We start from the raw sequence: 20,045 nt of genomic DNA, 5'->3' as shown, positions 1-20,045 counted from the left end.
CCCCCCCCCCCCCCCCCCCCCCCCCCCCCCCCCCCCCCCCCCCCCCCACTACGCTATCGGAAGCTCGGCCAGCAGCCACTCACAGAACCGCATCACCAGCGGATCGCGGGTGCTGTCCTCGTGCAGTAACCAGCTCCAGCGCGGTCCGCGCACATAGGCTTCATCCAGTGGCTGCAGCAGGCCCTGCGCGCGCGCCCGTGCGGCCAGCAGTTCGCTGACCAGTGCGATGCCCAGGCCCTGGCACGCGGCATCCAGCAGTTGTCCTGGCTCGGAGAAATTCAGGCCTTCGCGCCGCTGGCCGACATCCACGCCGCCCTGCACCTGCCACTGGCTCCAGTCCATTTCGCGCTCGCCGTGCAGGGTGCTGCGCTCGGCAACTGGGAGCGCCAGCACGCTGGGGTGGCAGGCCGGATACAGCCGGTCCTGCAGCAGCACGCGATGCTCGCAATGCGCCTGTGCCTGCAGATCATCGCGAACGCTGATATCCAGCGTCTGTGCGGTCATGTCCGGCGCCTCTTCGCTGGTCAACAGCCACAGGTCGGCCTGCGGATGCTGGCGGCGGAAATCGCCCAGCCGCGGTACCAGCCAGTGGCGCGCGAAAGCGGGGCTGGTGTTGACGATCAGTTGATTCGGCTTGCGATACTGATCGAGCCGGCGGATGCCGCTGGCCAGCTGCCGCAGCAGTGACTGCGTGGTTTCCAGCAGGTCGATGCCGGCATCGGTGAGGGTCACGCTGCGTCCCTGGCGGAAGAACAGCGGCTGTTCCAGGGAGTCTTCCAGCCCGCGGATCTGCTGGCTGATGGCAGACTGGCTCAGGTGCAGTTCTTCGGCCGCACGATGAAAGCTGCCGAGCCGGGCGGCGGCCTCGAAGCCGCGCAGGGCGTTCAACGGGGGCCAATGCTTGAGCATGATTGATAAGCCTGGCTGATCGTATTCCCGCTGAATCTATCGTTTGTTCTCGTCCATCCGCAAGGGCAACATGGATCTGTCGCGCATCAGCCGGTGCGCCTGAATCGATCAGCCGGACTTCACGGTCCGCCTCTGGAGCCTGTCATGTCTACCCGACGCCATTTCATCACCCAACTCGCCGCAACCGCTGGCTTGGGCGGCCTGGCCGCGCTGGGTCTGACCGGACTGCCCGCCCGCGCCCGTGCCGCTGCACCGGCCGGGTGGCAGATGCCCGATGAGCACGGTCCGCAGGAGCGGGTCTTCCTGGCCTTCGCTGCACAGCCGCGGGTATGGGGCGCGCAGGCCGATGCAGTGAACAGTGCTGTCGCCCGGCTGGCGCGCACCATCGCCCGCCATCAGCCGGTCAGCGTGCTGTGCCGTCCTGCGCAGCGCCGGCAGGCGCAGGAGCGCTGCGGCAACGACAACATCGAGTTCCTCGACGTGGCGCTGGACGATATCTGGGTGCGCGACTACGGCGGCTGTTTCGTTACCGATGGCAAGGGTGGGCTCGGCCTGGTCGATTTCAACTTCAATGGCTGGGGCGGCAAGCAGAGTGCACGCAACGATGGCGCAGTAGCACCGTGGCTGGCGCAGATGACCGGCGCGACGCTGCTGGAAAGCGATCTGGTGGGCGAGGGCGGTGGCATCGAAGTCGATGGCCACGGCACCGCGATCCTGACCGAAAGCTGCTGGGTGAACCGCAACCGCAATCCGGGCTGGTCACGCGCGGATATCGAAGCGGAGTTGAAGCACCACCTGGGCCTGCGCAAGGTGATCTGGTTGCCCGGCATCGCTGGCGAAGACATCACCGATGCGCACGTGGATTTCTACGCACGCTTCGTGCGCCCGGCCGTGGTGATCGCCAACCTGGACAACGACCCGGAGTCGTACGATTACGATCTGACCCGCGAGCATCTGGACATCCTGCGCGGCGCCACCGATGCCGACGGCCGCAGGCTGCAGGTGCACACGCTGCCGCCGCCGCTGGGCGGACGCGACAATGTGCACACCCGCGACAATGACGATCTGGCCCGGGGCTACATCAATTACCTGCCGATCAACGGTGCGGTGATCGCGCCGCAGTTTGGTGACGCGAAGGCGGATGGTTACTGCCGTGAACTGCTGGAAGACCTGTATCCCGGCCGCACCATCGAGCAGGTGGATATCGATGCGATCGCCGGCGGTGGCGGCGGCATCCATTGCGTGACCAAGAACATGCCGCGGGTCGGGTAACGCGGCTCAGGCATCTTCCAGCTTCAATGCAGCATCGGCAGCCAGCAGTGCCTTGGCTGCCGCACTCAGGGCCGGCGAAGACGGAGCAACCACGCCGATCGATTCCATCATCTGCGGCATGCCGACGAACTGTCGCGCGCGGCGATCGTAGATGCCGGTGATCAGCAGCGCACGCGTGGCGGTTTTCTGTTCCGGGCCGATCAGTACGCGCTGCTCCATGATGCCGCGTGTGCCGACCCAGCCGACCAGCCGCGTTTCCAGGGTGAAACGCTGGAACGGCTTCAGCTCGCGGCGGAACTGGATGGTGCCGGCGCCAACGATCGGCGCCCACTTCTCACGCAGCGCCACCTTGCCCAGCCCCATGCGCAGGATCAGGTCCAGCCGGCCCAGGTCGAAGATGTTCCAGTAACGGCCGTTGGTCATGTGCAGGTTGCTGTCCAGGTCGTTGGGCAGCACCCGGAACGAAAGGCGCGAGACCCCGAATGGCGCGTCCAGCTTGGGCCGGAACAGGCTGCACAGCAGCAGGTGGAGCAGGCGGAACCAGAGATTCATGGTTATTACGACTGTTATAGAACGGTCGATACGCTAGTCTATGACGACTGTCTTAGCAAGGAGCCTGCCGTGAGCCCGCGATCGTCCGATGCCCCCCAGCGCGTGATCGATGCTGCAGCGCAGATGCTCGCGCGGGTGGGCCTCAATGCCACCAGCATCCGCGAAGTGACCAAGCTGGCCGAAGCGCCGCTGGGGTCCACGTATCACCACTTCCCGGGCGGCAAGCAGGAGCTGCTGGCGCGGGCCACCACCATGGCCGGCGACAAGGTGGAGGCGCTGCTGATCGAGCTGTTGAAGGGCGGTGCAGTGCAGGGGTTGCAGCAGTTCCTGGCACTGTGGCGCGAGCGCCTGCTGCGCACCGGTTTTCGTGCCGGCTGCCCTGTGCTGGCGGCGGCTGTCGAGGAGCCGGTGGAGGCTACGCCGAGCCAGCCGCGTGCGGCGGCCGCCGAAGTGTTCGTGCGCTGGCAGGGGCACTTGGCTGCTGCCTTCATTGCCGATGGCCACGAACCTGCTGCAGCGAACGGGCTGGCCAGCCTGGTGATTGCCAGCGTGGAAGGGGCGGTGGCGATGAGCCGCGCAGTGCAGGACATCGCCCCGTTCGACCAGGTGGCGGCGCAGTTGTTGAAGGCGGCTGCATCACCCGTTTGAATCATCCGCGCCGGGAGACGCATCGCGAGGCCTGGCTGGTTGCCACGATGGGCCGGTTGCAATGTCGCCGCCTCCATCGTCGTCCTGCATTGCAGCATCCGGCTCGCATGTGAGTTGGCAGGCAGCGGCCGCGATTCGTGGTTACAATCCGCCAACCATCACCCGCGTGCCAGGCAAGGATGTCCGCATGCTGCACCATCTTTCTTTCGGGGTTCGCGATCTGCACGCTGCAGGCCGCTTCTATGATGCAGTGCTCGCAGCGCTTGGCTATCGCCGCGTCTTCGAAGACGACACCGCGATCGGCTATGGCCTTGTCGACGATGAAGACCTGCTCTGCCTGAAGCTGCGCGACGATGCGGCGGCGCCGGGACCCGGCTTCCATCTGGCGTTGGCGGCAACCACGCGCGCGGCTGTTGACGCCTTCCATCGTGCTGCGTTGGCAACCGGAGGCCAAGACAACGGACCTGCGGGCCAGCGCCCGGATTACGGCGACCGTTACTACGCCGCGTTCGTGATCGATCCTGACGGCCATCGCATCGAGGCGGTGACCAAGGCGGCGATATGAGCAACGGACGCCCGCCCGTTTCCATGCCGAGCAGCCGCAGCACTGAAGCGATGCACGCACGCCGGCAGCTGCAGCATCGTGGCTGGCCACGGTTGCAGATGGCCCTGATCGTGGTGCTGACGGGTGCTGCGGGATTCCTCGCCTCGCACGTGCTGCGCCTGGCGGGCATGGACGCGATGCTGCTGCGCTATCCATTGGCCGTGCTGGTGGCCTATGGCGTGTTTCTGCTGCTGATGTGGCTCTGGATCCGTTGGCGCTGGGATGCGGTGGCCGACGGATTGGGTTCCGGGCCCGGAGGCGGTGGCCGCCCGGGATCGCCGTGGAGCGGCAGCGGCGGGCATTCCGGCGGTGGTGGCGCGTCCGCTTCTTGGGGCGAAGCCGCAGCGTCTTCCAGCACGAGCGCCGACAGCGCGTCGTTGCTGGACGTAGCCGACGGCGAGGCAGGCCTGCCGCTGCTGGCCGTTCTCGGCATCATCGCGCTGGTGGCTACGGTGCTCCTGGCCAGTGTCTGGGTGGTCTGGTCGGCGCCGGTGCTGATGGCCGAACTGCTGGTGGATGCGGCCATCGCCGGCGGTCTGTACAAGCGTATGCAGGGGATGCAGGAGCAGGGCTGGTGGCGGCTGTGCCTGTCCCATACGATCTGGCCGCTGCTGGGCCTGCTGGTGTTCTTCGCCGCGCTGGGCTGGCTTTCGCAGGAGCTGGCGCCGGATGCGGTCAGTCTGATGCAGGTGTTCAAGGCGTTGTAGCAGGATCTGCCACCACGTTGAATTTCAATCACACGCAAGGAGAAGCGCATGGATGTCGCTGCACGCAGTAACAGGAAGTTCGTTCGTTGGTTGATGGTGGCGATGCTCGCCCTGTTGATGCCCTTCGCGGTGATGGCCCAGTCGGGACCCACAGCGGCCCCGCCCACAACGGAGGCGGCCGCAGAAGAAGCCCAATGCCGCGCCTGCACCTATGAACGCATCGGGCACAAAGTGGATATCGGCCTGGTGGCGCTGGTGTCGTTGATGGTGGTTGCCCTGCTGGTCGCCATTTCCCGCGAGTGGGGCACGACCTCACAGCGCTGGACCTGTCGCACGATGGCGCTGCTGCTGGCGGGGATGGGGTTGGCGCTGCTGTGGTGGGTAGGCAGCATCATCTACCTCGGCTACAACCCCTGGCAGGAGGAGGCCGCTCCGCTGGATGCAGCGTTGACGTCGACGCTGCTCAGTACGTCGCCGAAGTGGCTGGCGGGGCTGTTGATGATGGGCTTCGCGCCCACGGTCTGGCGGCGCAGTGAGCGCCTGCCGTCCTGGCGCATTGCGTGATCTCGGGAGCGCCGGGCAATGCCCGGCGCTCCGTTACGCATCAGTCGAAGCGCCAGCGCACGCCCGCATACACGCCACGGCCTTCGCCGGGCGTCGAGCGTGCCACGTCCTTGCCGGCATCGTTGTAACCGGGGGTGACGGTGGCGGCGTAATGGCGGTCACCGATGTTGCGCATCTCCGCCCACAGCTGCCAGCGGCCGCCCGGTGCTTCGTAACCGATGCGGCTGCCGAAGATGACGTGGCTGTCGGCCCAGTAGCTGTTGGCATAGTCCACTGCGATGCGCGAGGAATACTCGGTGTTCAGTGCGGCATACAGGCCCGAGGCGTGGTCGAAGCGAAGTTCGGCCTGGTAGGCATGGCGCGGCAGGCCCGGCAGGCGGTTGCTGCCGAAGCGCGTGTCATGCCGATAGCGGAAATCGCTGAAGGTATAGGCCTGGCGCAGCGACAAACGGCCCGGTGCGGCCTGCCACAAGGTGCTGTCCAGTCCGGCCTCGATGCCACGGTGCACGGTGGGGCTGGCGTTGTTCTCGGCGATGAACAGGTTCGGTACCGGCTGCAGTTCCACACTCAGCAGTTCGTGGTTCACGTGCGCGTAGTAACCGGTCAGTTCCCAGCGGCCCAGCGCGGCGTCGCCGCGTGCACCCAGTTCCAGCGTGGTGGCGGTCTGGTTCTGCATCGGCACCGGCGCGCGCTGGCGGCCGGTGGACGGACCATTGCCCGCGCCGAAGTACTGGTTCGAGCCCCAGATCATCGACCACGGATGTGGCGCTTCCACCGAACGGCTGAGGTTGCCGAACCACTGCGTCTGCGGCGTCTGCTGCCAGGTGAAGCCCAGCCGCGGCGCGTAATCCCAGTCGTGTTCGCGCAGGCGGCCACCACTGCTCGGCCAGGTGACCTGCACATCGCGGCGGGTGTTGATCAGCGCAAACCCGGTCTGTACGCGCAGGCGCTCATTCACCGCCAGGTTGTTGCCGATATGCAGCGTGCTGTCGGTGCCATGGTGGCGGAAGTCGCGCGTGCGGGTGCCGGCGGCATAACCGTTGTTAGCAAAGCGCAGCGACTCGCGCACATCGGCATCCAGGTCATGGGTAACGCGCAGGCCGATGGTGGTCTCGCTGTCCAGGCCAAACAGCGAATGGCGGCGGCGGTAGTCCAGCGTGGCGTTGAGGTTGGCGTAGTCCAGCTGCTGGCGGTACAGGCTTTCGTTCAAGTCCATCGGATACTTGTGATAGACCAGCCCGGCCTGCAGCGAGGAATCCTCGTCGATCTGCAGCGTGGTGACATTGCCCACCCAGGTGCTGCCCGGCTGCGGACGGCGCGCATCGATGGCCAGGTTGGCCGCGTTCGCCGCGCGCGGATCGTTGCGAATCTGTTCGCGGGTCAGGCGCCCCGGTGTTTCGTGGTTGGTTTCGCGGTAGCGCACGAAGAAGCGGGTCTGCAGATCGGGGGTGATCTGCCAGCCGATGTTGGCCATCGCGCCCTTGCCATCGCCGGACGCATGGCGCTGGTAACCATCGAATTCGGTATCGGTATAGGCCAGGAAGTAGTCGACGTCACCGCTGACGCCGCCCCAGCTGAGGCCGCGTTTCTGGTAGCCACGGCTGCCGGCTTCGTAGTGCAGCTGCACGCCGGCCGAATCGCGGCCACTGCGGCTGATGTAGTCGACGGCACCGCCCAGCGCCAGCGCGCCGCGTTCGAAACCGTTGGCCCCGCGCAGCACTTCCACGCGTGAAAGCCACAGCGGTTCCAGCAGCTCGTAGGGCGTGCCGCCAGGGCCGGTCAGCGGCAAGCCATCGATCGACACCGCAATGCCCGAGGCATGTGCGCCCGGGCCGCGGTTGATGCCCGAGCCACGGATGGACACCTTGGTGCCTTCGTTGCCCGGTGATTGCGCGCTGATGCCCGGCTGGTAGGCCAGCACATCGGCACTGCTGGCCAGGCGGCTGTCCGCCTTGGCCACGTCGATCACGTTGCTGGCGCCCGGCACGCGCTTCAGCGCTTCGCGCGCTTGGGCGCTGGCATCGGCGGCAGTGACCTGCACGGCATCGAGGGTGGTTGCCTGCGGGGAGGCTTGGGCGGTGGTGGCGAGGCCGAGGGTTACGGCCAGGAACAACAGCGACGGGGTGGGGCGGTACGGCGAGAGCGGCATGCGGAAATGCTGTAAACCACGAAAGTGGCGCGCAAGTTAACAGGTCGATGGCCCCACGTCACCCTCCACCCGCGTATGGCCGCCCGCAGTGTCGCTGTAGAGCCGAGCCCACGCTCGGCTATCGCGCGCAGCGCGGGCTTTCTCCAATCGCAACGAAAAGCAGCCGAGCATGGGCTCGGCTCTACAGGGTTTACGGCGAAGGCTTCGCCAGCGCCTTCGACTGCGCATACAGCCGATCAGCGGTTTCTTTCTCCCCCAGCGCGGCATGGCACTCGGCCAGGCTGTCCCACGCGTTGGCCGACCCCGGATACAGCTCGGTGTTGAGCGTGAACACCTTCAATGCCTTGCGTGCCCCGAGGCTCTCGCGGATAGCGTAACCATCGGCATTGATCGCACGCTCCAGTTCGCCCGTGGGAACCCCATTGCTGTCGCGCAGCCAGCTACGCATCGCCTGTGTCGCATCGGTGCTTTCATCCAGCGCGTAGCCGATCAGCCGCTCGGAAAGCACTGCATGCGGAAACTCCTGCGGCGCGGCCACCGCCATCGTGCTTTCCACCAGCGTGCTCGACCACACATTGCGGGCGCTGCCGTTGGTCAGGTACACGAACACCCAGTAGCCGCCGGCCAGCGTGCCCTTGTAGGCCAGCCGCGCACGTACGCGCGTGCCGCCGTCGTGGCCGACCTGGGTGTAGCCGTCGCTGCGGGTGGTATCCCAGCCGGTGGAGAAGAAATTGCTGCCGCCACCGCTCAGTTTCTGCGGCTGCCAGAGTCTTTCCAGTGTGGACGTGCGCAGCAGCTTGCCGGTGGCGAGCGCCTGCAGAAAGCGGTTCATGTCGCCGACGGTGGTCTGCAGGTCGGCGTGGCCCCAACCGTAGTCCGGCCAGGGATCTTCATTGGCCGGCTGCAGTTGGCCATCCTTGCCGATGTAAGGCACGGCCGCGCGCTGCGCCGGCACGCTGGCCGTGCCCCACGAGGTACTGCGCATCTTCAGCGGTTGCAGGATGCGTTCGCGCGCGATGGCCGGATAGGGCTTGCCGTAATGGGTTTCCAGCAACGCGGTGAGCACCAGGTAGTTGGCCTGGGTGTACTGCACGCGGTTGCCGGGGGCGAACTGCATCGGCGCCGAACCCGCGACCTTCAGTGCGGCGGCTAGGTCGGGCGCTATGCCGGTGTAGCCCTTGCTTATCCAGCGGTTGTCGACCCGGTCGTAGTACTCGGTGATGCCCGAGCTGTGATTGAGAAAGTCGCGCACATGGATCTTCTGCCATGCGGGCGGCAGGTCCAGCACATAGCGACTGGCCGGAGCATCCAGATCCACATTGCCCTGGTCCACCAACTGCATCACCAGCGTGCTGGTGAGCAGTTTCGCTACAGACTGCGCGGCGAATATGGAATCGATGGTGGCGGGCGCGTGGGTAGCCGGGTCGCGTTCGCCGCTGGCGCCCTGGTAGAGCACCTGGCCGTTGTGGGCGACCAGCACGGCTTGGCCGGCGATGCCGTAGCGCTCGCGGTTGACCTGCAGTTGGGCGTCCAGACGAGCCAAAAGATCATCGGGAACATCACGTGCCGAAGCGGGCAAGGTGACTGCCAGGGCGCAGAAGAGTGCAGCGGCAAGCACGCGGTACATCGCGGTGTTCCGTCAGCGGCGATGGCGCATCTTGGTCACGGCGGGAGAGCGGGTCAAGAGCACCGATTCCCGCATCAGGGAGAGCCGGCCAGCGGCCGGCACTACCACACGTTTCCGGTAGCGCCGGGCCGTGCCCGGCGACGCTCGATCAGCCGAGGATTCCCGGCAGATCCAGCCCCTTCTCCTTCGCGCATTCAATGGCGATCTCATACCCTGCATCGGCATGGCGCATCACGCCCGTCGCCGGGTCGTTCCACAGCACGCGTGCAATCCGCTTGGCCGCCGCTTCGGTGCCATCGCAGACGATCACCATGCCGGCGTGCTGCGAGAAGCCCATGCCGACGCCGCCGCCATGGTGCAGCGACACCCAGGTCGCACCGCTGGCGGTGTTGAGCAGGGCGTTCAGCAGCGGCCAGTCGGACACTGCATCGGAACCGTCGGCCATCGCTTCGGTTTCGCGGTTCGGCGAGGCCACGCTGCCGCTGTCCAGATGGTCGCGGCCGATCACCACCGGCGCCTTCAGCTCACCATTGGCAACCATCTCGTTGAAGGCCAGTCCCAGGCGATCGCGATCCCCCAGGCCGACCCAGCAGATGCGCGCCGGCAGGCCCTGGAACTTGATCTTCTCGGCGGCCATGTCCAGCCAGCGATGCAGGTGCGGGTTGTCCGGAATCAGCTCCTTCACCTTGGCGTCGGTCTTGGCGATGTCTTCCGGGTCGCCACTCAGTGCGGCCCAGCGGAACGGGCCGATGCCCCGGCAGAACAGCGGGCGGATGTAGGCCGGCACGAAGCCCGGGAAATCGAACGCGTCCTCGACACCTTCTTCCAGCGCCATCTGCCGCAGGTTGTTGCCGTAGTCCACGGTCGGCACGCCCAGTGAGTGGAAGCCGAGCATGGCGCGGATGTGGTTGGCCATCGACGCGCGCGCGGCCTTCTCCACTTCCTTCGGCGCGGTTACGCGCTTGGCATCCCATTCTTCCACCGTCCAGTCCTGCGGCAGGTAGCCGTTGACCGGGTCGTGTGCGGAGGTCTGGTCGGTCAGCAGGTCCGGCTTCACGCCGCGGATCAGCAGTTCGTCCAGCACGTCGGCCACATTGCCGAGCAGGCCGACCGACAGCGGCTTCTTGGCGGTGCACGATTCTTCGATCAGGCGCAGGGCCTCATCCAGGTTGTCGGTCCAGGTATCCAGGTAGCCGGTGCGCAGGCGCATTTCGATGCTGCTCTTGCGGCACTCCACCGCCAGGCACGAGGCGCCGGCCATCACGGCGGCCAGCGGCTGCGCGCCGCCCATGCCACCCAGTCCGCCGGTGAACAGCCACTTGCCGGCCAGGCTGCCGTTGTAGTGCTGGCGGCCCATTTCCACGAAGGTTTCGTAGGTGCCCTGCACGATGCCCTGCGCGCCGATGTAGATCCAGCTGCCGGCGGTCATCTGGCCATACATCGCCAGGCCTTTCTTATCCAGTTCGTTGAAATGGTCCCAGTTGGCCCAGCGCGGCACCAGGTTGGAATTGGCGATGAGCACGCGGGGTGCATCGGCATGGGTGCGGAACACGCCCACCGGCTTGCCCGACTGCACCAGCAGGGTCTGGTCATCGTCCAGGCGCTTGAGCGTTTCGACGATGGCATCGAAGCTCTCCCAGTCGCGTGCGGCACGGCCGATGCCGCCGTACACCACCAGTTCCTGCGGGCGCTCGGCCACGTCGGGGTGCAGGTTGTTCATCAGCATGCGCAGCGGCGCTTCGGTCAGCCAGCTCTTGGCGTTGAGCGTGCTGCCGGTCGGGGCGGCGATGGTGCGGGACGGGTCGTTGCGGGTCATGCGGCGCTCCGGTTCGTAGCGAATTCAAGGCAGGCGTTGAGCACCTGCGCCAGGGTGTGGCGCAGCGGTGCGGCGTGGTCGGGGTCGAGCGGGGTGGGCCAGCTGTGCTCGTCCACCTGGTCGGGCAGGGGCTCGTGCATGTAACCGCGGCAGGCCAGTTCCATCTGCAGGCTGTGCACGCCACCGGCAATGCTGCTGTAGTGGCGGGTGATCCAGCCGCCCTTGAAGCGGCCGTTGCGCACGTGGCTCATGCCGCTGATCTTCAGCAGGTTTTCGACCACATCGCTCAGCGCGTTGTCGCAGGAGGTATCCGGTGCGCCGGAGGGCCCAGCAGTGCCGAGGTTGAACTGCGGCAGCTCGCCATCGAACAGGTGTGGGATGTGCGAGCGGATCGAATGCGCGTCGTACACCACCACGGTGCCGTGGCGTGCACGCAGGCGTGCGATCTGCTTGGCCAGCGCGTCGTGGTACGGCGCGAAATAGGTGTCGCGGCGCCGGGCGATTTCTGCGTCGTCCGGCTCGCGACCCGCGTGGTACAGCGGCTGGTTGTCGAAGGTGGTCAGCGGGCACAGGCCGGTGGTGTTCTGGCCCGGGTACAGCGACACGCCGCTGGGATCGCGGTTGAGATCGATCACCGAGCGCGAGATGGCCGAGCGCACGGTGGTCGCGCCCATGCCGCGTGCGAAGTCGTACAGCTCATGCACCCACCAGTCAGCATCGCGCCGCGCCAGCCACGGCGAGTGGTAATCGCCGATCAGGTCATGCGGCAGTTCGCTGCCGGTGTGCGGGAAGCTGACGATCAGCGGGGCATCACCCTCGTGCACGGTCAGCCATTCGGGGTGGGCATTCATGCCTGCGGTTCCACGGTCGGCAGCAGCTCGCCCAGACCCTTGGCCAGTGCGCCGCTGCGAACCAGATCGGTCGCGATCACCATGTCCGGGTGGAAGTAGCGGTCTTCTTCCAGCATCGGCACCTGTGCACGCAGCGTGGCGCGCACGTTTTCCAGTGCGTTGCTGGAGCGCAGCGGCGCATGGAAGTCGCAGCCCTGCGCGGCAGCCAGCAGCTCGATGCCGATCACGTTGGCCGCGTTCTCGGCCATCTGCATCAGTCGGCGTGCGCCGTGCGCGGCCATCGACACATGGTCTTCCTGGTTGGCCGACGTCGGGATCGAATCGACGCTGGCCGGGTAGGCGCGCTGCTTGTTTTCCGAGACCAGCGCAGCGGCGGTCACCTGCGGAATCATGAAGCCGGAATTCAGACCCGGGCGCGGGGTCAGGAAGGCCGGCAGGCCGGACAGCGCCGGGTCGACCAGCATCGCCAAGCGGCGCTCGCTGATCGAGCCGATCTCGCACACCGCCATCGCCAGCATGTCGGCGGCAAAGGCCACCGGCTCGGCATGGAAGTTGCCGCCGGACAGCGCCTCACCGGTTTCGGTGAACACCAGTGGGTTGTCGGACACGCCATTGGCTTCGATTTCCAGCGTGGTCGCAGCCTGGCGCAGGATGTCCAGCGCCGCGCCCATCACCTGCGGCTGGCAGCGCAGGCAGTACGGATCCTGCACGCGCACGTCGTTGTCGCGGTGCGATTCGCGGATACCCGAGTCCTGCATCAGCGTACGCAGGGTGGCAGCGGTGGCGATCTGCCCACGTTGGCCACGCAGCGCATGGATGCGCGGATCGAACGGCGTGTCCGAGCCCTTGGCCGCTTCCACCGACAGCGCGCCGGTGACCAGCGCGGCCTGGAACACGGTTTCGATTTCAAACAAGCCGGCCAGTGCGTACGCGGTGGAGAACTGGGTGCCGTTGAGCAGGGCCAGGCCTTCCTTCGCGCCCAGTTCCACCGGCTGCAGGCCGGCGCGTGCCAGTGCGTCCACGGCGGGCAGGCGCTCATTGCCGACGAAGGCCTCGCCGACGCCGATCATCACGCTGGCCAGGTGCGAGAGCGGTGCCAGGTCGCCCGAGGCACCGACCGAGCCCTGCGCCGGCACCACCGGCAGCACGCCCTTCACCAGCATGGCTTCCAGCAGCAGCAGCGTTTCCTCGCGCACGCCGGAAGCACCCTGGGCCAGGCTGACCAGCTTCAACGCCATCATCAGCCGCACCACATTCGCCGGCATCGGCTCGCCCACGCCCGCGGCATGCGAAAGCACGATGTTCCGCTGCAGGGTGGCCAGGTCCTCGCGTTCGATGCGCACGCTGGCCAGCTTGCCGAAACCGGTGTTGATGCCATACACCGGTGCGCCCTTGGCGACGATGGCAGCCACCGTCGCAGCGCTGGCGCGCACCGCCGGCAACGCGGCCGGGTCAAGCGACAGCGGCGCACCGCGATACGCCTGCCGCCACTGGGCGAGGGTGACATGGCCGGGGCGAAGAACCAGGGTGTTGCTCATGTGTTGCTCCAGGAGGCAGGCAGGTCGGGCTGTCCGCGCATCACGCGCGCGTGCAGCGGGTTGAATCCAATGCGATAGACCAGGTCGGCGGGCGCGTCGATGTCCCAGATCGCCAGGTCGCAGTCCATGCCGACGGCCAGGCGGCCGATGCGCTCGCCATGGCCCAACGCGCGCGCCGCTTCCCGGGTGAAGCCGGCGATGCATTCGTCCACGGTCAGGCGGAACAGGGTGGCGCCCATGTTCATCGCCAGCAGCGGGCTGGTCAGCGGCGAGGTGCCCGGGTTGCTGTCGGTGGCCAGCGCCAGCGGTACGCCGGCCGCGCGCAGCGCAGCGATCGGCGGCAGGGTGGTATCGCGAGTGAAATAGAACGCGCCGGGCAGCAGCACGGCGACGGTACCGGCGGCGGCCATCGCGGCAATGCCGGCGTCGTCCAGGTGTTCGATATGGTCGGCCGACAGCGCACCGAAACCGGCCGCCAGTTCGGCGCCATGCTGGTTGCTCAGCTGTTCGGCATGGATCTTGATGGCCAGCCCGTGCGCGCGCGCGGTTTCGAAGACCTGGCGTGCCTGTGCCGGCGAGAACGCGATGTTCTCGCAGAAGATGTCCACGGCTTCGGCCAGGCCTTCGGCAGCGATGGCGGGGATCATCACCTCGCACACCTCGTCGGTGTATTCCTGCGCCTCGCGTCCGGGCGGCACCGCGTGCGCACCCAGGAAGGTCGGCACCACGTTCACCCGGCATTCTTCGCCCAGCGCGCGGGCCACCTGCAGCTGCTTGCGCTCATCCTGCAGGGTCAGGCCATAGCCGGATTTGATTTCGATGGTGGTCACGCCTTCGGCGCGCATCGCCAGCAGGCGCGGTCGGCTTTCGCGCGCCAGCTGCTCTGGTGAGGCCGCGCGGGTGGCGCGCACGGTGGAGACAATGCCGCCACCGGCACGGGCGATCTCGGCATAGCTCACGCCCTGCAGGCGCTGCTCGAATTCGTTGGCGCGGTTGCCGGCGTAGACCAGGTGGGTGTGGCAGTCGATCAGCCCGGGCGACACCCAGCGGCCTTCGCCGTCGATGCGGGTGGTCGGCTGCAGATGGGCATCGCTGCCGGCGGGGCCGACATGCACGATGCGGCCATCGGTGGCGGCCAGTACTGCATCGCGAATGACACCCAACCCCTCGCCATCGAGGGTCATCAGGTGGACGTTGGACCAGAGGGTATCGACGAGCATGGCATCCACAACGCGGCTGTGCTTATATGTCTATACAATATAGGCGTCCAATTCGGGTTGTCCAGCCATGTCCGATTCGCGTTCCCCGCACTCCTTCCATGCCGCCCACGCCCTGCTGGCCGACGGCTGGGCCGCCGATGTCCGCCTGCAGGTGCAGGACGGGCGCATCGCGGCGGTCACGCGCGGGCAGGCAGCGCAGGACGGTGATACCTGCGTGGGCATCCTGGTGCCGGGCCTGCCGAACCTGCACAGCCACGCCTTCCAGCGCGGCATGGCTGGGCTCACCGAGATCGGCGGCGGCGACGGCGACAGCTTCTGGAGCTGGCGCGAACTGATGTACCGCTTCCTGGCCCATCTGCGCCCGGACGCAGTGCAGGCCATCGCCGCCCAGGCGTACATGGAGATGCTGGAAAGCGGCTTCACCCGCGTCGGCGAATTCCACTACCTGCACCACGATGCCGATGGTCGCCCCTACGCCAACCGCGCCGAGATGAGCGTGCGGATTGCCGCTGCGGCCGAGCAGACCGGCATCGGCCTGACCCTGCTGCCGGTCTTCTACGCCCACGCCGATTTCGGTGGGGCGCCGCCGAACCCGGCACAGCGCCGCCTCATCCATGACGTAGACGGATTCGCACAGCTGCTCGATGGTGCCCGCACCGCGCTGGCCACGTTGCCCGATGCGGTGCTCGGCATCGCACCGCACAGCCTGCGCGCGGTGACCGGCGACGAGCTGAGCGCGCTGCTGCCGCTGACCGACGGGCCGGTTCACATCCATATCGCCGAGCAGGTGCGCGAGGTCGAAGCCTGCCTGGCATGGAGCGGCATGCGCCCGGTGCAGTGGCTGTACGAACATGCCCCGGTCGATGCGCGTTGGTGCCTGGTGCACGCCACCCACATCACCGACGACGAGCGTGCGCAGATGGTCGCCAGCAAGGCCGTGGCCGGCCTGTGTCCGATTACCGAAGCCAACCTGGGTGACGGCCTGTTCCCGATGCAGGCCTTCGCGCGCGAGGGCGGGCGCTTCGGCGTCGGCTCCGATTCCAACGTGCTGATCGATGCCGCAGAAGAGCTGCGCCTGCTGGAATACGGCCAGCGCCTGACGCTGCGGGGCCGCAACGTGTTGGCTCCGGATGCTGGCCGCAGCACCGGGCGCTTCCTGTTTGAAGGGGCGCTGCAGGGCGGTGCACAGGCGCTTGGCGTGGCCGCCGGCCTGCAGGTGGGTGCCAGTGCAGACATGGTTGAACTGGATGCCGCGCATCCCGCGCTGCAGGCGCGACACGGTGACGCATGGCTTGACAGCTGGGTGTTCGCCGCACGTAATGGCGCGCTGCGATCGGTCTGGCGCCATGGCCGCCAGTGCGTGGCCGAGGGCCGCCACCTGCAGCGCGAGGCCATCACCACCGCCTTCGCCGCTGCCCTGCGTGGCGTGCTGGGCTGATCGCCTCCCACCATCGAGACCCCACTACGTGAAGGCCAGCAAGTCCGCCACGCTCAACCAGCGCATCCGCAGCGACCTGGAAAGCCGCATCCTCAGCGGGGAGTGGGCGCCGGGCTTCCGTATTCCGTACGAGCACGAGCTGATGGAGCAGTACGGTTGCTCGCGGATGACGGTCAACAAGGTGCTGACGGCGCTGGCGGAGAGCGGCATGATCGAGCGCCGCCGCCGAGCGGGTTCGTTCGTGGCCCGGCAGCCGCCGCACCTGGAACAGGTGGCGCTGGAGATCCCGGACATCGCGATGGAGGTCGGCTCGCGCGGGCATCAGTACGGCTACCGCCTGCTGCAGCGCGAACTGCGCCTGGCCGAGGCAGCAAATGCCGGTGAAGTTGAACTGGCGGGCAGTGAACAGCTGCTGGCGATGCGCTGCCTGCATCTGGCCGATGGCCGGCCGCTGGCGCTGGAGCATCGCCTGATCAGCCCAGTCGGCGTGCCCGAGGTGCTGGAGGTGGACTTCAGCACCACCGCGCCGGGCAGCTGGCTGCTGCAGAACGTGTCGTGGACGCGCGCCCAGCATCGCATCAGCGCCTGGGGCGCCGACGCGCCCACCGCCAAGCTGCTGGACGTGAAACCCGGTACCGCCTGCCTGGTGATCGAGCGCCTGACCTGGCGCGGCGAACAGCCGATCACCCGCGTGCGTCAAATGTTCCTGGGGGATGCCTGGGATCTGGTCGCCCGCTTCTCGCCCGGGGCGCGATAGGGTCGTATCCACGCACGGCGTGGATCTACTGAATCCCGGTTTGGATTACGCGGTGCGCGAGAACCCCGGGTAGATCCACGCCATGCGTGGATGCTGCCTGATCAATACGTCGCGCACTGCCGCCAGCGCACCGGCTCATCGACGCCGGGCCGGGCGTTGAGCTGCACGCGCACGTTGCGCAGGGCGGGGTAGCGAAGCACTTCCTGGCACACGCGTGGCCACACCGCTTCCAGTTCTCCAGTGCGGTTGATCGCCAGCGTCTGCCGGGTCAGCCAGACGCCGCTGGCGATGCCGGATTGCCCGGCCAGGGCGCGGGCCAGTTCAGCCTGGTAGCGGTCCAGCGTGACAGCGTCGGGGTTGGGATTGCTGCGCGCGTCGTCGGTTTTCTGCGGCACGGATGCGGGTGCGGCAGCCGCCTGAGCAGGTGCATCCGCAACCTTGTCCGGCTCGGCGGGCGTCGGCAACGGCTGTGCGGCCGGGGGCCCGACAGACGCGACGGCGGGTGCGGGAGTTGGATCCGCCTGTTCGGTGCGCAGGCCTTGCAGGCCAAGCCCGACCAGCAGGCCCAGCGTCACTGAAGCCAGTGCAGCGATGGCGATGCGGCGCAGCGCTTCATGGCGGGCGATCGCGCGCACGCGGGTGTCAACATCGGTCGGCAGGTAGGGCTGCAGCAACGGCCACAGACGCGGACCGTCGATCACTTCCACCGCCTGCTTCTCTGCGGCGGTCAGACCATCGCGCTCAACCCGGCCTTCGGTGATCAGCATGCCGCCCTTGGCGCCCGCCAGTCGGGCGGCAGCGCCCAGTTCGTTCACCGCAGCGGTGCCGATGCGATAGGCCAGGCCGTGCTTGCACGACACCCGCCAGGTGTTCGGGCCATCGCTGAGCAGGAAATCGCTGCTCGGCTCACGGCTTTCCTCGCTCGGGTCCTGCAGTTCACGCAGGCCGCGCTGCTCGCGCAGCATGCGCTTGATCAGGGTGGAAAACTCGCGCCAGTGCATGCCAGCCAGGGCCTGCAGGCCCAGTTGCATTTCGGTACGTCGGCGCTTGAACCACCAGAGATAGACGGTGGCCAGGGTGCAGGTAAGCAAGGCCGACAGCAGGGCCAGAATCCAGGGAAGCATGCAGGGCGACGACGGAAGGGGCGAAAACGGAAGCCCACAGTGTAAAGGGCCGACCGGTTGATTGCGTCAGGGTGACCCCGACAGCAAGCGTGATGCAGCCCGCAGATCCGCACGCGCCAGACACGGAAAACCCGCCAATCCTGAAGCCGTGAGGGGAGGGAACAAACGGCAGCCGAAGCGATTGGCGGGTTCTACGCGATTGTCAACGAAAATTTATTGCGTTGCAACAAAGGCGGTTCAGGGCGTGCTGCCCGGTGACTGGTGGCTGCCCGGCGAGGGTGCATCGACGTCGGCGGAGGCGCGGTGTTCCAGCTTGGCCAAGCGCGCGGTCAGCGCATCGATGCGTGCTTCCAGCGCGGTCACCTGATCGGCGGTCGGCACGTGCAGGCGCTTGAGCACGCCCTGTACCTGGTCATCGAACGCCTTGTTGACCTTGTCCCAGGTTCCAGAGGCCTTCTCGCGGGCTTCGTCCAGCGAGTGCTCGACGTTGTCACGCCAGCCCGGTTCCTGCTCGCCGCTACGCTCGCGGCGGCGGGCTTCCCAGGCTTCGCCTTCCTTCACCAGGCCATCGAAGAAGCGGCCTCCTTCTGCCTGCGCGCGCCCCAAGGCGCCAAGTCCGGCCAGCCAGACCTGCTGTGCCGAATCGCTCAGCTTGCGCGAAAAGCGTTCTGCCTGGTCGCCGAAGCCGGCATCGTCGTCGCGGCGGTCGTCATTCTCGTAACGGTTCATCGCACTTCCCGGGGGAGTTGGGCCTACCCCCGAGAGTAGCGCGCGCCGACGTTGCTGGGCCGTGATGGCCGCAGCGCAGGTTCAGCCCAGCTTTTCCTTCAACACACGCTGGATCTCGCTTTCCACCATGCCCTTCATCGCCGACAGCAGGAAGCCCAGCTTGGCCGTCACCCGCACCGCGCCCGGCTGCAGTTCGATCGCACCGTCCACGCCGCTGCCGGAGAAGTTCAACACGTCGGCGGCCCACGACGACTTCAGGCCGAAGCGTTCGCCCAGCTTGGCGGCAACCTGTTCGATCGCCTCGCGCGCCTGGGTGTCGGGCAGGGTATGGGCGTGGCGGACATCGATGGTGGACATGCGGGCTCCTGGCGCAGGGCGGGGATCAGTGAGAGGGCGAGCATTGTGCGCATCGACAGCGCCCACGCCAAGCGCTCATCGCAGGTTCTTCTTCGTGGGCGGCCAACCTGCTAGTCTGCGCCGCGTGCAGAACCTGCTAGTTCACTTCAGTCAACAACAACAGCCCGACCAGCCGCTACGGCCCGGGGTGCAGCGCATCGTGCGCCAGGCAAACGGCAGCGTGCGCCTCGGTGATGCCGGCAACGGCGCACTGCTGCTCGCGCAGTTCTGCATGGACGACCGCGGCCTCTGGCTGCAGGTCGGTAACGGTATCCGCGGCATCCATGTGAACGGCCGTCCGGTACGGCGCATGGCCCTGCTGCGGGCCGGCGACGCCGTGTACGTAGACGGCGTGGAAATGGTCCTGCAGGGCGAGGTCGACACCCTGCTGCAGGCACCGGCGCCGGCCGCCAGCGTTGAAGGCAACGGTGACGAGCAGCGCCTGCTGCGCGGTGTCGGTGGCCTGCATCACGGCCGCAGCTACCCCCTGTCGCGCACGCGGGTGATCGGCCGTGGCAGCGATGTCGACATCGAGATCGATGAGCCTGCCTTCGCCGAACAGCACGCGCGGGTGGAAGTACACGGCGAGCGGGTATTGCTGCGTGACCTGGGCAGTGCCGATGGCACCCGGGTCAACGGTGTTGCCGTCCGCCACTGCTGGCTGCAGGCTGGCGACCAGGTGGTGTTCGATGGCCAGCACCGGTTCGTGCTGGAAGTGCCGCACGACCCGCGCCGACGCCCACCGCTGGCCGACGACGAAGGCAGCGACGAAGCCGAACAGGTGCCCGTGGTGCCTGCGGCCCCACGTCGGGTGCGCCGCTGGCCGTGGCTGCTGGGCAGTGCGTTGCTGCTGGCGGCGGTGCTCAGCCTGCTGCTCTGGTTCGGCGCGCGCTGAACCGCATCCGCCGGGCATGGCCCGGCGCTACCGGCCTTCGCTCTGGTAGATGCCAACCTTGGTTGGCACGTTCCCTCCGCACCCATGACGCCTGCCGGCGTACGCCAACCAAGGTTGGCGGCTACCAAGACCATGCACGGCCCCGCACCGCGCGCGGCCAATGGATACGGATGCAACCAAATTTCCCTTGCGCCACTAGGCCGCAAGGCTGGTGCAGTGCGGCATACTAGGGGTCTTGCCCCACAGGTG

19 protein-coding genes are annotated in these 20,045 nt (G+C 67.3%); 8 read left to right on the top strand and 11 right to left on the bottom strand.

Annotation, left to right across the window (positions count from 1 at the left end; all coding sequences use genetic code 11):
• Positions 1–48 precede the first annotated feature (48 nt).
• Positions 49–909, bottom strand: a complete 861-nt coding sequence (locus AC27VL_RS09915) for a LysR family transcriptional regulator (RefSeq protein ID WP_488766184.1) — start codon at positions 907–909, stop codon at positions 49–51.
• Positions 910–1,053: 144 nt separating this feature from the next.
• Here AC27VL_RS09915 and AC27VL_RS09910 point away from each other — a divergent pair, with 144 nt between their 5' ends.
• Positions 1,054–2,181, top strand: coding sequence for an agmatine deiminase family protein (locus tag AC27VL_RS09910; protein ID WP_488766182.1), 1,128 nt, complete (start codon positions 1,054–1,056; stop codon positions 2,179–2,181).
• Between the two features lie 6 nt (positions 2,182–2,187).
• On the opposite strand, the gene AC27VL_RS09905 is transcribed toward AC27VL_RS09910, so the two are convergent.
• Complete coding sequence (locus AC27VL_RS09905) at positions 2,188–2,733, bottom strand: thioesterase family protein (RefSeq protein ID WP_488766180.1); 546 nt, start codon at positions 2,731–2,733, stop codon at positions 2,188–2,190.
• A gap of 69 nt (positions 2,734–2,802) precedes the next feature.
• Here AC27VL_RS09905 and AC27VL_RS09900 point away from each other — a divergent pair, with 69 nt between their 5' ends.
• The 4 genes from AC27VL_RS09900 to AC27VL_RS09885 all read left to right on the top strand — a co-directional run bounded on the left by AC27VL_RS09900 (position 2,803) and on the right by AC27VL_RS09885 (position 5,256).
• On the top strand, positions 2,803–3,381 hold the full coding sequence (locus tag AC27VL_RS09900) for a TetR/AcrR family transcriptional regulator (protein ID WP_488766178.1): 579 nt from the start codon (positions 2,803–2,805) through the stop codon (positions 3,379–3,381).
• A 187-nt stretch (positions 3,382–3,568) separates the two neighbouring features.
• Positions 3,569–3,946: a VOC family protein gene (locus AC27VL_RS09895; RefSeq protein WP_180166492.1), complete on the top strand. Its 378-nt coding sequence runs from the start codon at positions 3,569–3,571 to the stop codon at positions 3,944–3,946.
• A complete protein-coding gene (locus AC27VL_RS09890; RefSeq protein ID WP_488766176.1) occupies positions 3,943–4,692 on the top strand; it encodes a hypothetical protein in 750 nt (249 codons plus the stop codon). The genes AC27VL_RS09895 and AC27VL_RS09890 overlap by 4 nt, the downstream gene beginning before the upstream one ends.
• A 48-nt stretch (positions 4,693–4,740) precedes the next feature.
• Complete coding sequence (locus tag AC27VL_RS09885) at positions 4,741–5,256, top strand: hypothetical protein (protein WP_488766174.1); 516 nt, start codon at positions 4,741–4,743, stop codon at positions 5,254–5,256.
• Positions 5,257–5,296: 40 nt separating this feature from the next.
• On the opposite strand, the gene AC27VL_RS09880 is transcribed toward AC27VL_RS09885, so the two are convergent.
• From AC27VL_RS09880 to hutI, 6 genes are all read right to left on the bottom strand, one after another.
• Positions 5,297–7,405, bottom strand: coding sequence for a TonB-dependent receptor family protein (locus AC27VL_RS09880; protein ID WP_488766172.1), 2,109 nt, complete (start codon positions 7,403–7,405; stop codon positions 5,297–5,299).
• Between the two features lie 190 nt (positions 7,406–7,595).
• Positions 7,596–9,032, bottom strand: a complete 1,437-nt coding sequence (locus AC27VL_RS09875; RefSeq protein WP_488766171.1) for a serine hydrolase domain-containing protein — start codon at positions 9,030–9,032, stop codon at positions 7,596–7,598.
• Between the two features lie 148 nt (positions 9,033–9,180).
• A complete protein-coding gene (gene hutU, locus AC27VL_RS09870; RefSeq protein WP_488766169.1) occupies positions 9,181–10,848 on the bottom strand; it encodes a urocanate hydratase in 1,668 nt (555 codons plus the stop codon).
• Positions 10,845–11,699 carry an N-formylglutamate deformylase gene (gene hutG / locus AC27VL_RS09865; RefSeq protein ID WP_488766168.1) on the bottom strand — a complete coding sequence of 285 codons (855 nt, stop codon included), beginning with the start codon at positions 11,697–11,699 and terminating at the stop codon, positions 10,845–10,847. Before hutG ends, hutU begins: the two co-directional genes overlap by 4 nt.
• Complete coding sequence (hutH, locus tag AC27VL_RS09860) at positions 11,696–13,237, bottom strand: histidine ammonia-lyase (RefSeq protein WP_488766166.1); 1,542 nt, start codon at positions 13,235–13,237, stop codon at positions 11,696–11,698. The genes hutG and hutH overlap by 4 nt, the downstream gene beginning before the upstream one ends.
• Positions 13,234–14,457 carry an imidazolonepropionase gene (gene hutI / locus AC27VL_RS09855; protein WP_488766164.1) on the bottom strand — a complete coding sequence of 408 codons (1,224 nt, stop codon included), beginning with the start codon at positions 14,455–14,457 and terminating at the stop codon, positions 13,234–13,236. The genes hutH and hutI overlap by 4 nt, the downstream gene beginning before the upstream one ends.
• Before the next feature lie 67 nt (positions 14,458–14,524).
• Between hutI and AC27VL_RS09850 the strand changes: the two genes are divergently transcribed.
• Positions 14,525–15,895 carry a formimidoylglutamate deiminase gene (locus AC27VL_RS09850; RefSeq protein WP_488766163.1) on the top strand — a complete coding sequence of 457 codons (1,371 nt, stop codon included), beginning with the start codon at positions 14,525–14,527 and terminating at the stop codon, positions 15,893–15,895.
• Positions 15,896–15,923: 28 nt separating this feature from the next.
• Entirely contained in the window at positions 15,924–16,652 is a 729-nt protein-coding gene (hutC, locus tag AC27VL_RS09845; protein ID WP_089236064.1) for a histidine utilization transcriptional repressor HutC, read from the top strand.
• A 101-nt stretch (positions 16,653–16,753) separates the two neighbouring features.
• On the opposite strand, the gene AC27VL_RS09840 is transcribed toward hutC, so the two are convergent.
• The 3 genes from AC27VL_RS09840 to AC27VL_RS09830 all read right to left on the bottom strand — a co-directional run bounded on the left by AC27VL_RS09840 (position 16,754) and on the right by AC27VL_RS09830 (position 18,862).
• Entirely contained in the window at positions 16,754–17,776 is a 1,023-nt protein-coding gene (locus tag AC27VL_RS09840) for a restriction endonuclease (RefSeq protein WP_488766161.1), read from the bottom strand.
• A gap of 237 nt (positions 17,777–18,013) precedes the next feature.
• Positions 18,014–18,505 (bottom strand): phasin family protein, encoded by a 492-nt coding sequence (locus AC27VL_RS09835; RefSeq protein WP_099820722.1) that lies wholly within the window; start codon positions 18,503–18,505, stop codon positions 18,014–18,016.
• Between the two features lie 81 nt (positions 18,506–18,586).
• The gene (locus AC27VL_RS09830) at positions 18,587–18,862 is read right to left on the bottom strand and encodes a polyhydroxyalkanoic acid system family protein (RefSeq protein WP_025876985.1); all 276 of its coding nucleotides are present in this window, start codon (positions 18,860–18,862) and stop codon (positions 18,587–18,589) included.
• Between the two features lie 124 nt (positions 18,863–18,986).
• Between AC27VL_RS09830 and AC27VL_RS09825 the strand changes: the two genes are divergently transcribed.
• Positions 18,987–19,796: an FHA domain-containing protein gene (locus AC27VL_RS09825; protein ID WP_363732826.1), complete on the top strand. Its 810-nt coding sequence runs from the start codon at positions 18,987–18,989 to the stop codon at positions 19,794–19,796.
• Positions 19,797–20,045: the final 249 nt, after the last annotated feature.

Source organism: Stenotrophomonas sp. 14P6.2.3 (assembly GCF_057799055.1).
This window is presented reverse-complemented; position numbering and strand designations above follow the sequence as displayed.

Excerpts from the sequence above, each read along its gene's own strand:
- AC27VL_RS09915 (WP_488766184.1), bottom strand. The coding sequence starts at position 909 with ATGCTCAAGCATTGGCCCCCGTTGAACGCCCTGCGCGGCTTCGAGGCC.
- AC27VL_RS09910 (WP_488766182.1), top strand. The coding sequence starts at position 1,054 with ATGTCTACCCGACGCCATTTCATCACCCAACTCGCCGCAACCGCTGGC.
- AC27VL_RS09905 (WP_488766180.1), bottom strand. The coding sequence starts at position 2,733 with ATGAATCTCTGGTTCCGCCTGCTCCACCTGCTGCTGTGCAGCCTGTTC.
- AC27VL_RS09895 (WP_180166492.1), top strand. The coding sequence starts at position 3,569 with ATGCTGCACCATCTTTCTTTCGGGGTTCGCGATCTGCACGCTGCAGGC.
- AC27VL_RS09890 (WP_488766176.1), top strand. The coding sequence starts at position 3,943 with ATGAGCAACGGACGCCCGCCCGTTTCCATGCCGAGCAGCCGCAGCACT.
- AC27VL_RS09885 (WP_488766174.1), top strand. The coding sequence starts at position 4,741 with ATGGATGTCGCTGCACGCAGTAACAGGAAGTTCGTTCGTTGGTTGATG.
- AC27VL_RS09880 (WP_488766172.1), bottom strand. The coding sequence starts at position 7,405 with ATGCCGCTCTCGCCGTACCGCCCCACCCCGTCGCTGTTGTTCCTGGCC.
- AC27VL_RS09875 (WP_488766171.1), bottom strand. The coding sequence starts at position 9,032 with ATGTACCGCGTGCTTGCCGCTGCACTCTTCTGCGCCCTGGCAGTCACC.
- hutU (WP_488766169.1), bottom strand. The coding sequence starts at position 10,848 with ATGACCCGCAACGACCCGTCCCGCACCATCGCCGCCCCGACCGGCAGC.
- hutG (WP_488766168.1), bottom strand. The coding sequence starts at position 11,699 with ATGAATGCCCACCCCGAATGGCTGACCGTGCACGAGGGTGATGCCCCG.
- hutH (WP_488766166.1), bottom strand. The coding sequence starts at position 13,237 with ATGAGCAACACCCTGGTTCTTCGCCCCGGCCATGTCACCCTCGCCCAG.
- hutI (WP_488766164.1), bottom strand. The coding sequence starts at position 14,457 with ATGCTCGTCGATACCCTCTGGTCCAACGTCCACCTGATGACCCTCGAT.
- AC27VL_RS09850 (WP_488766163.1), top strand. The coding sequence starts at position 14,525 with ATGTCCGATTCGCGTTCCCCGCACTCCTTCCATGCCGCCCACGCCCTG.
- AC27VL_RS09840 (WP_488766161.1), bottom strand. The coding sequence starts at position 17,776 with ATGCTTCCCTGGATTCTGGCCCTGCTGTCGGCCTTGCTTACCTGCACC.
- AC27VL_RS09835 (WP_099820722.1), bottom strand. The coding sequence starts at position 18,505 with ATGAACCGTTACGAGAATGACGACCGCCGCGACGACGATGCCGGCTTC.
- AC27VL_RS09830 (WP_025876985.1), bottom strand. The coding sequence starts at position 18,862 with ATGTCCACCATCGATGTCCGCCACGCCCATACCCTGCCCGACACCCAG.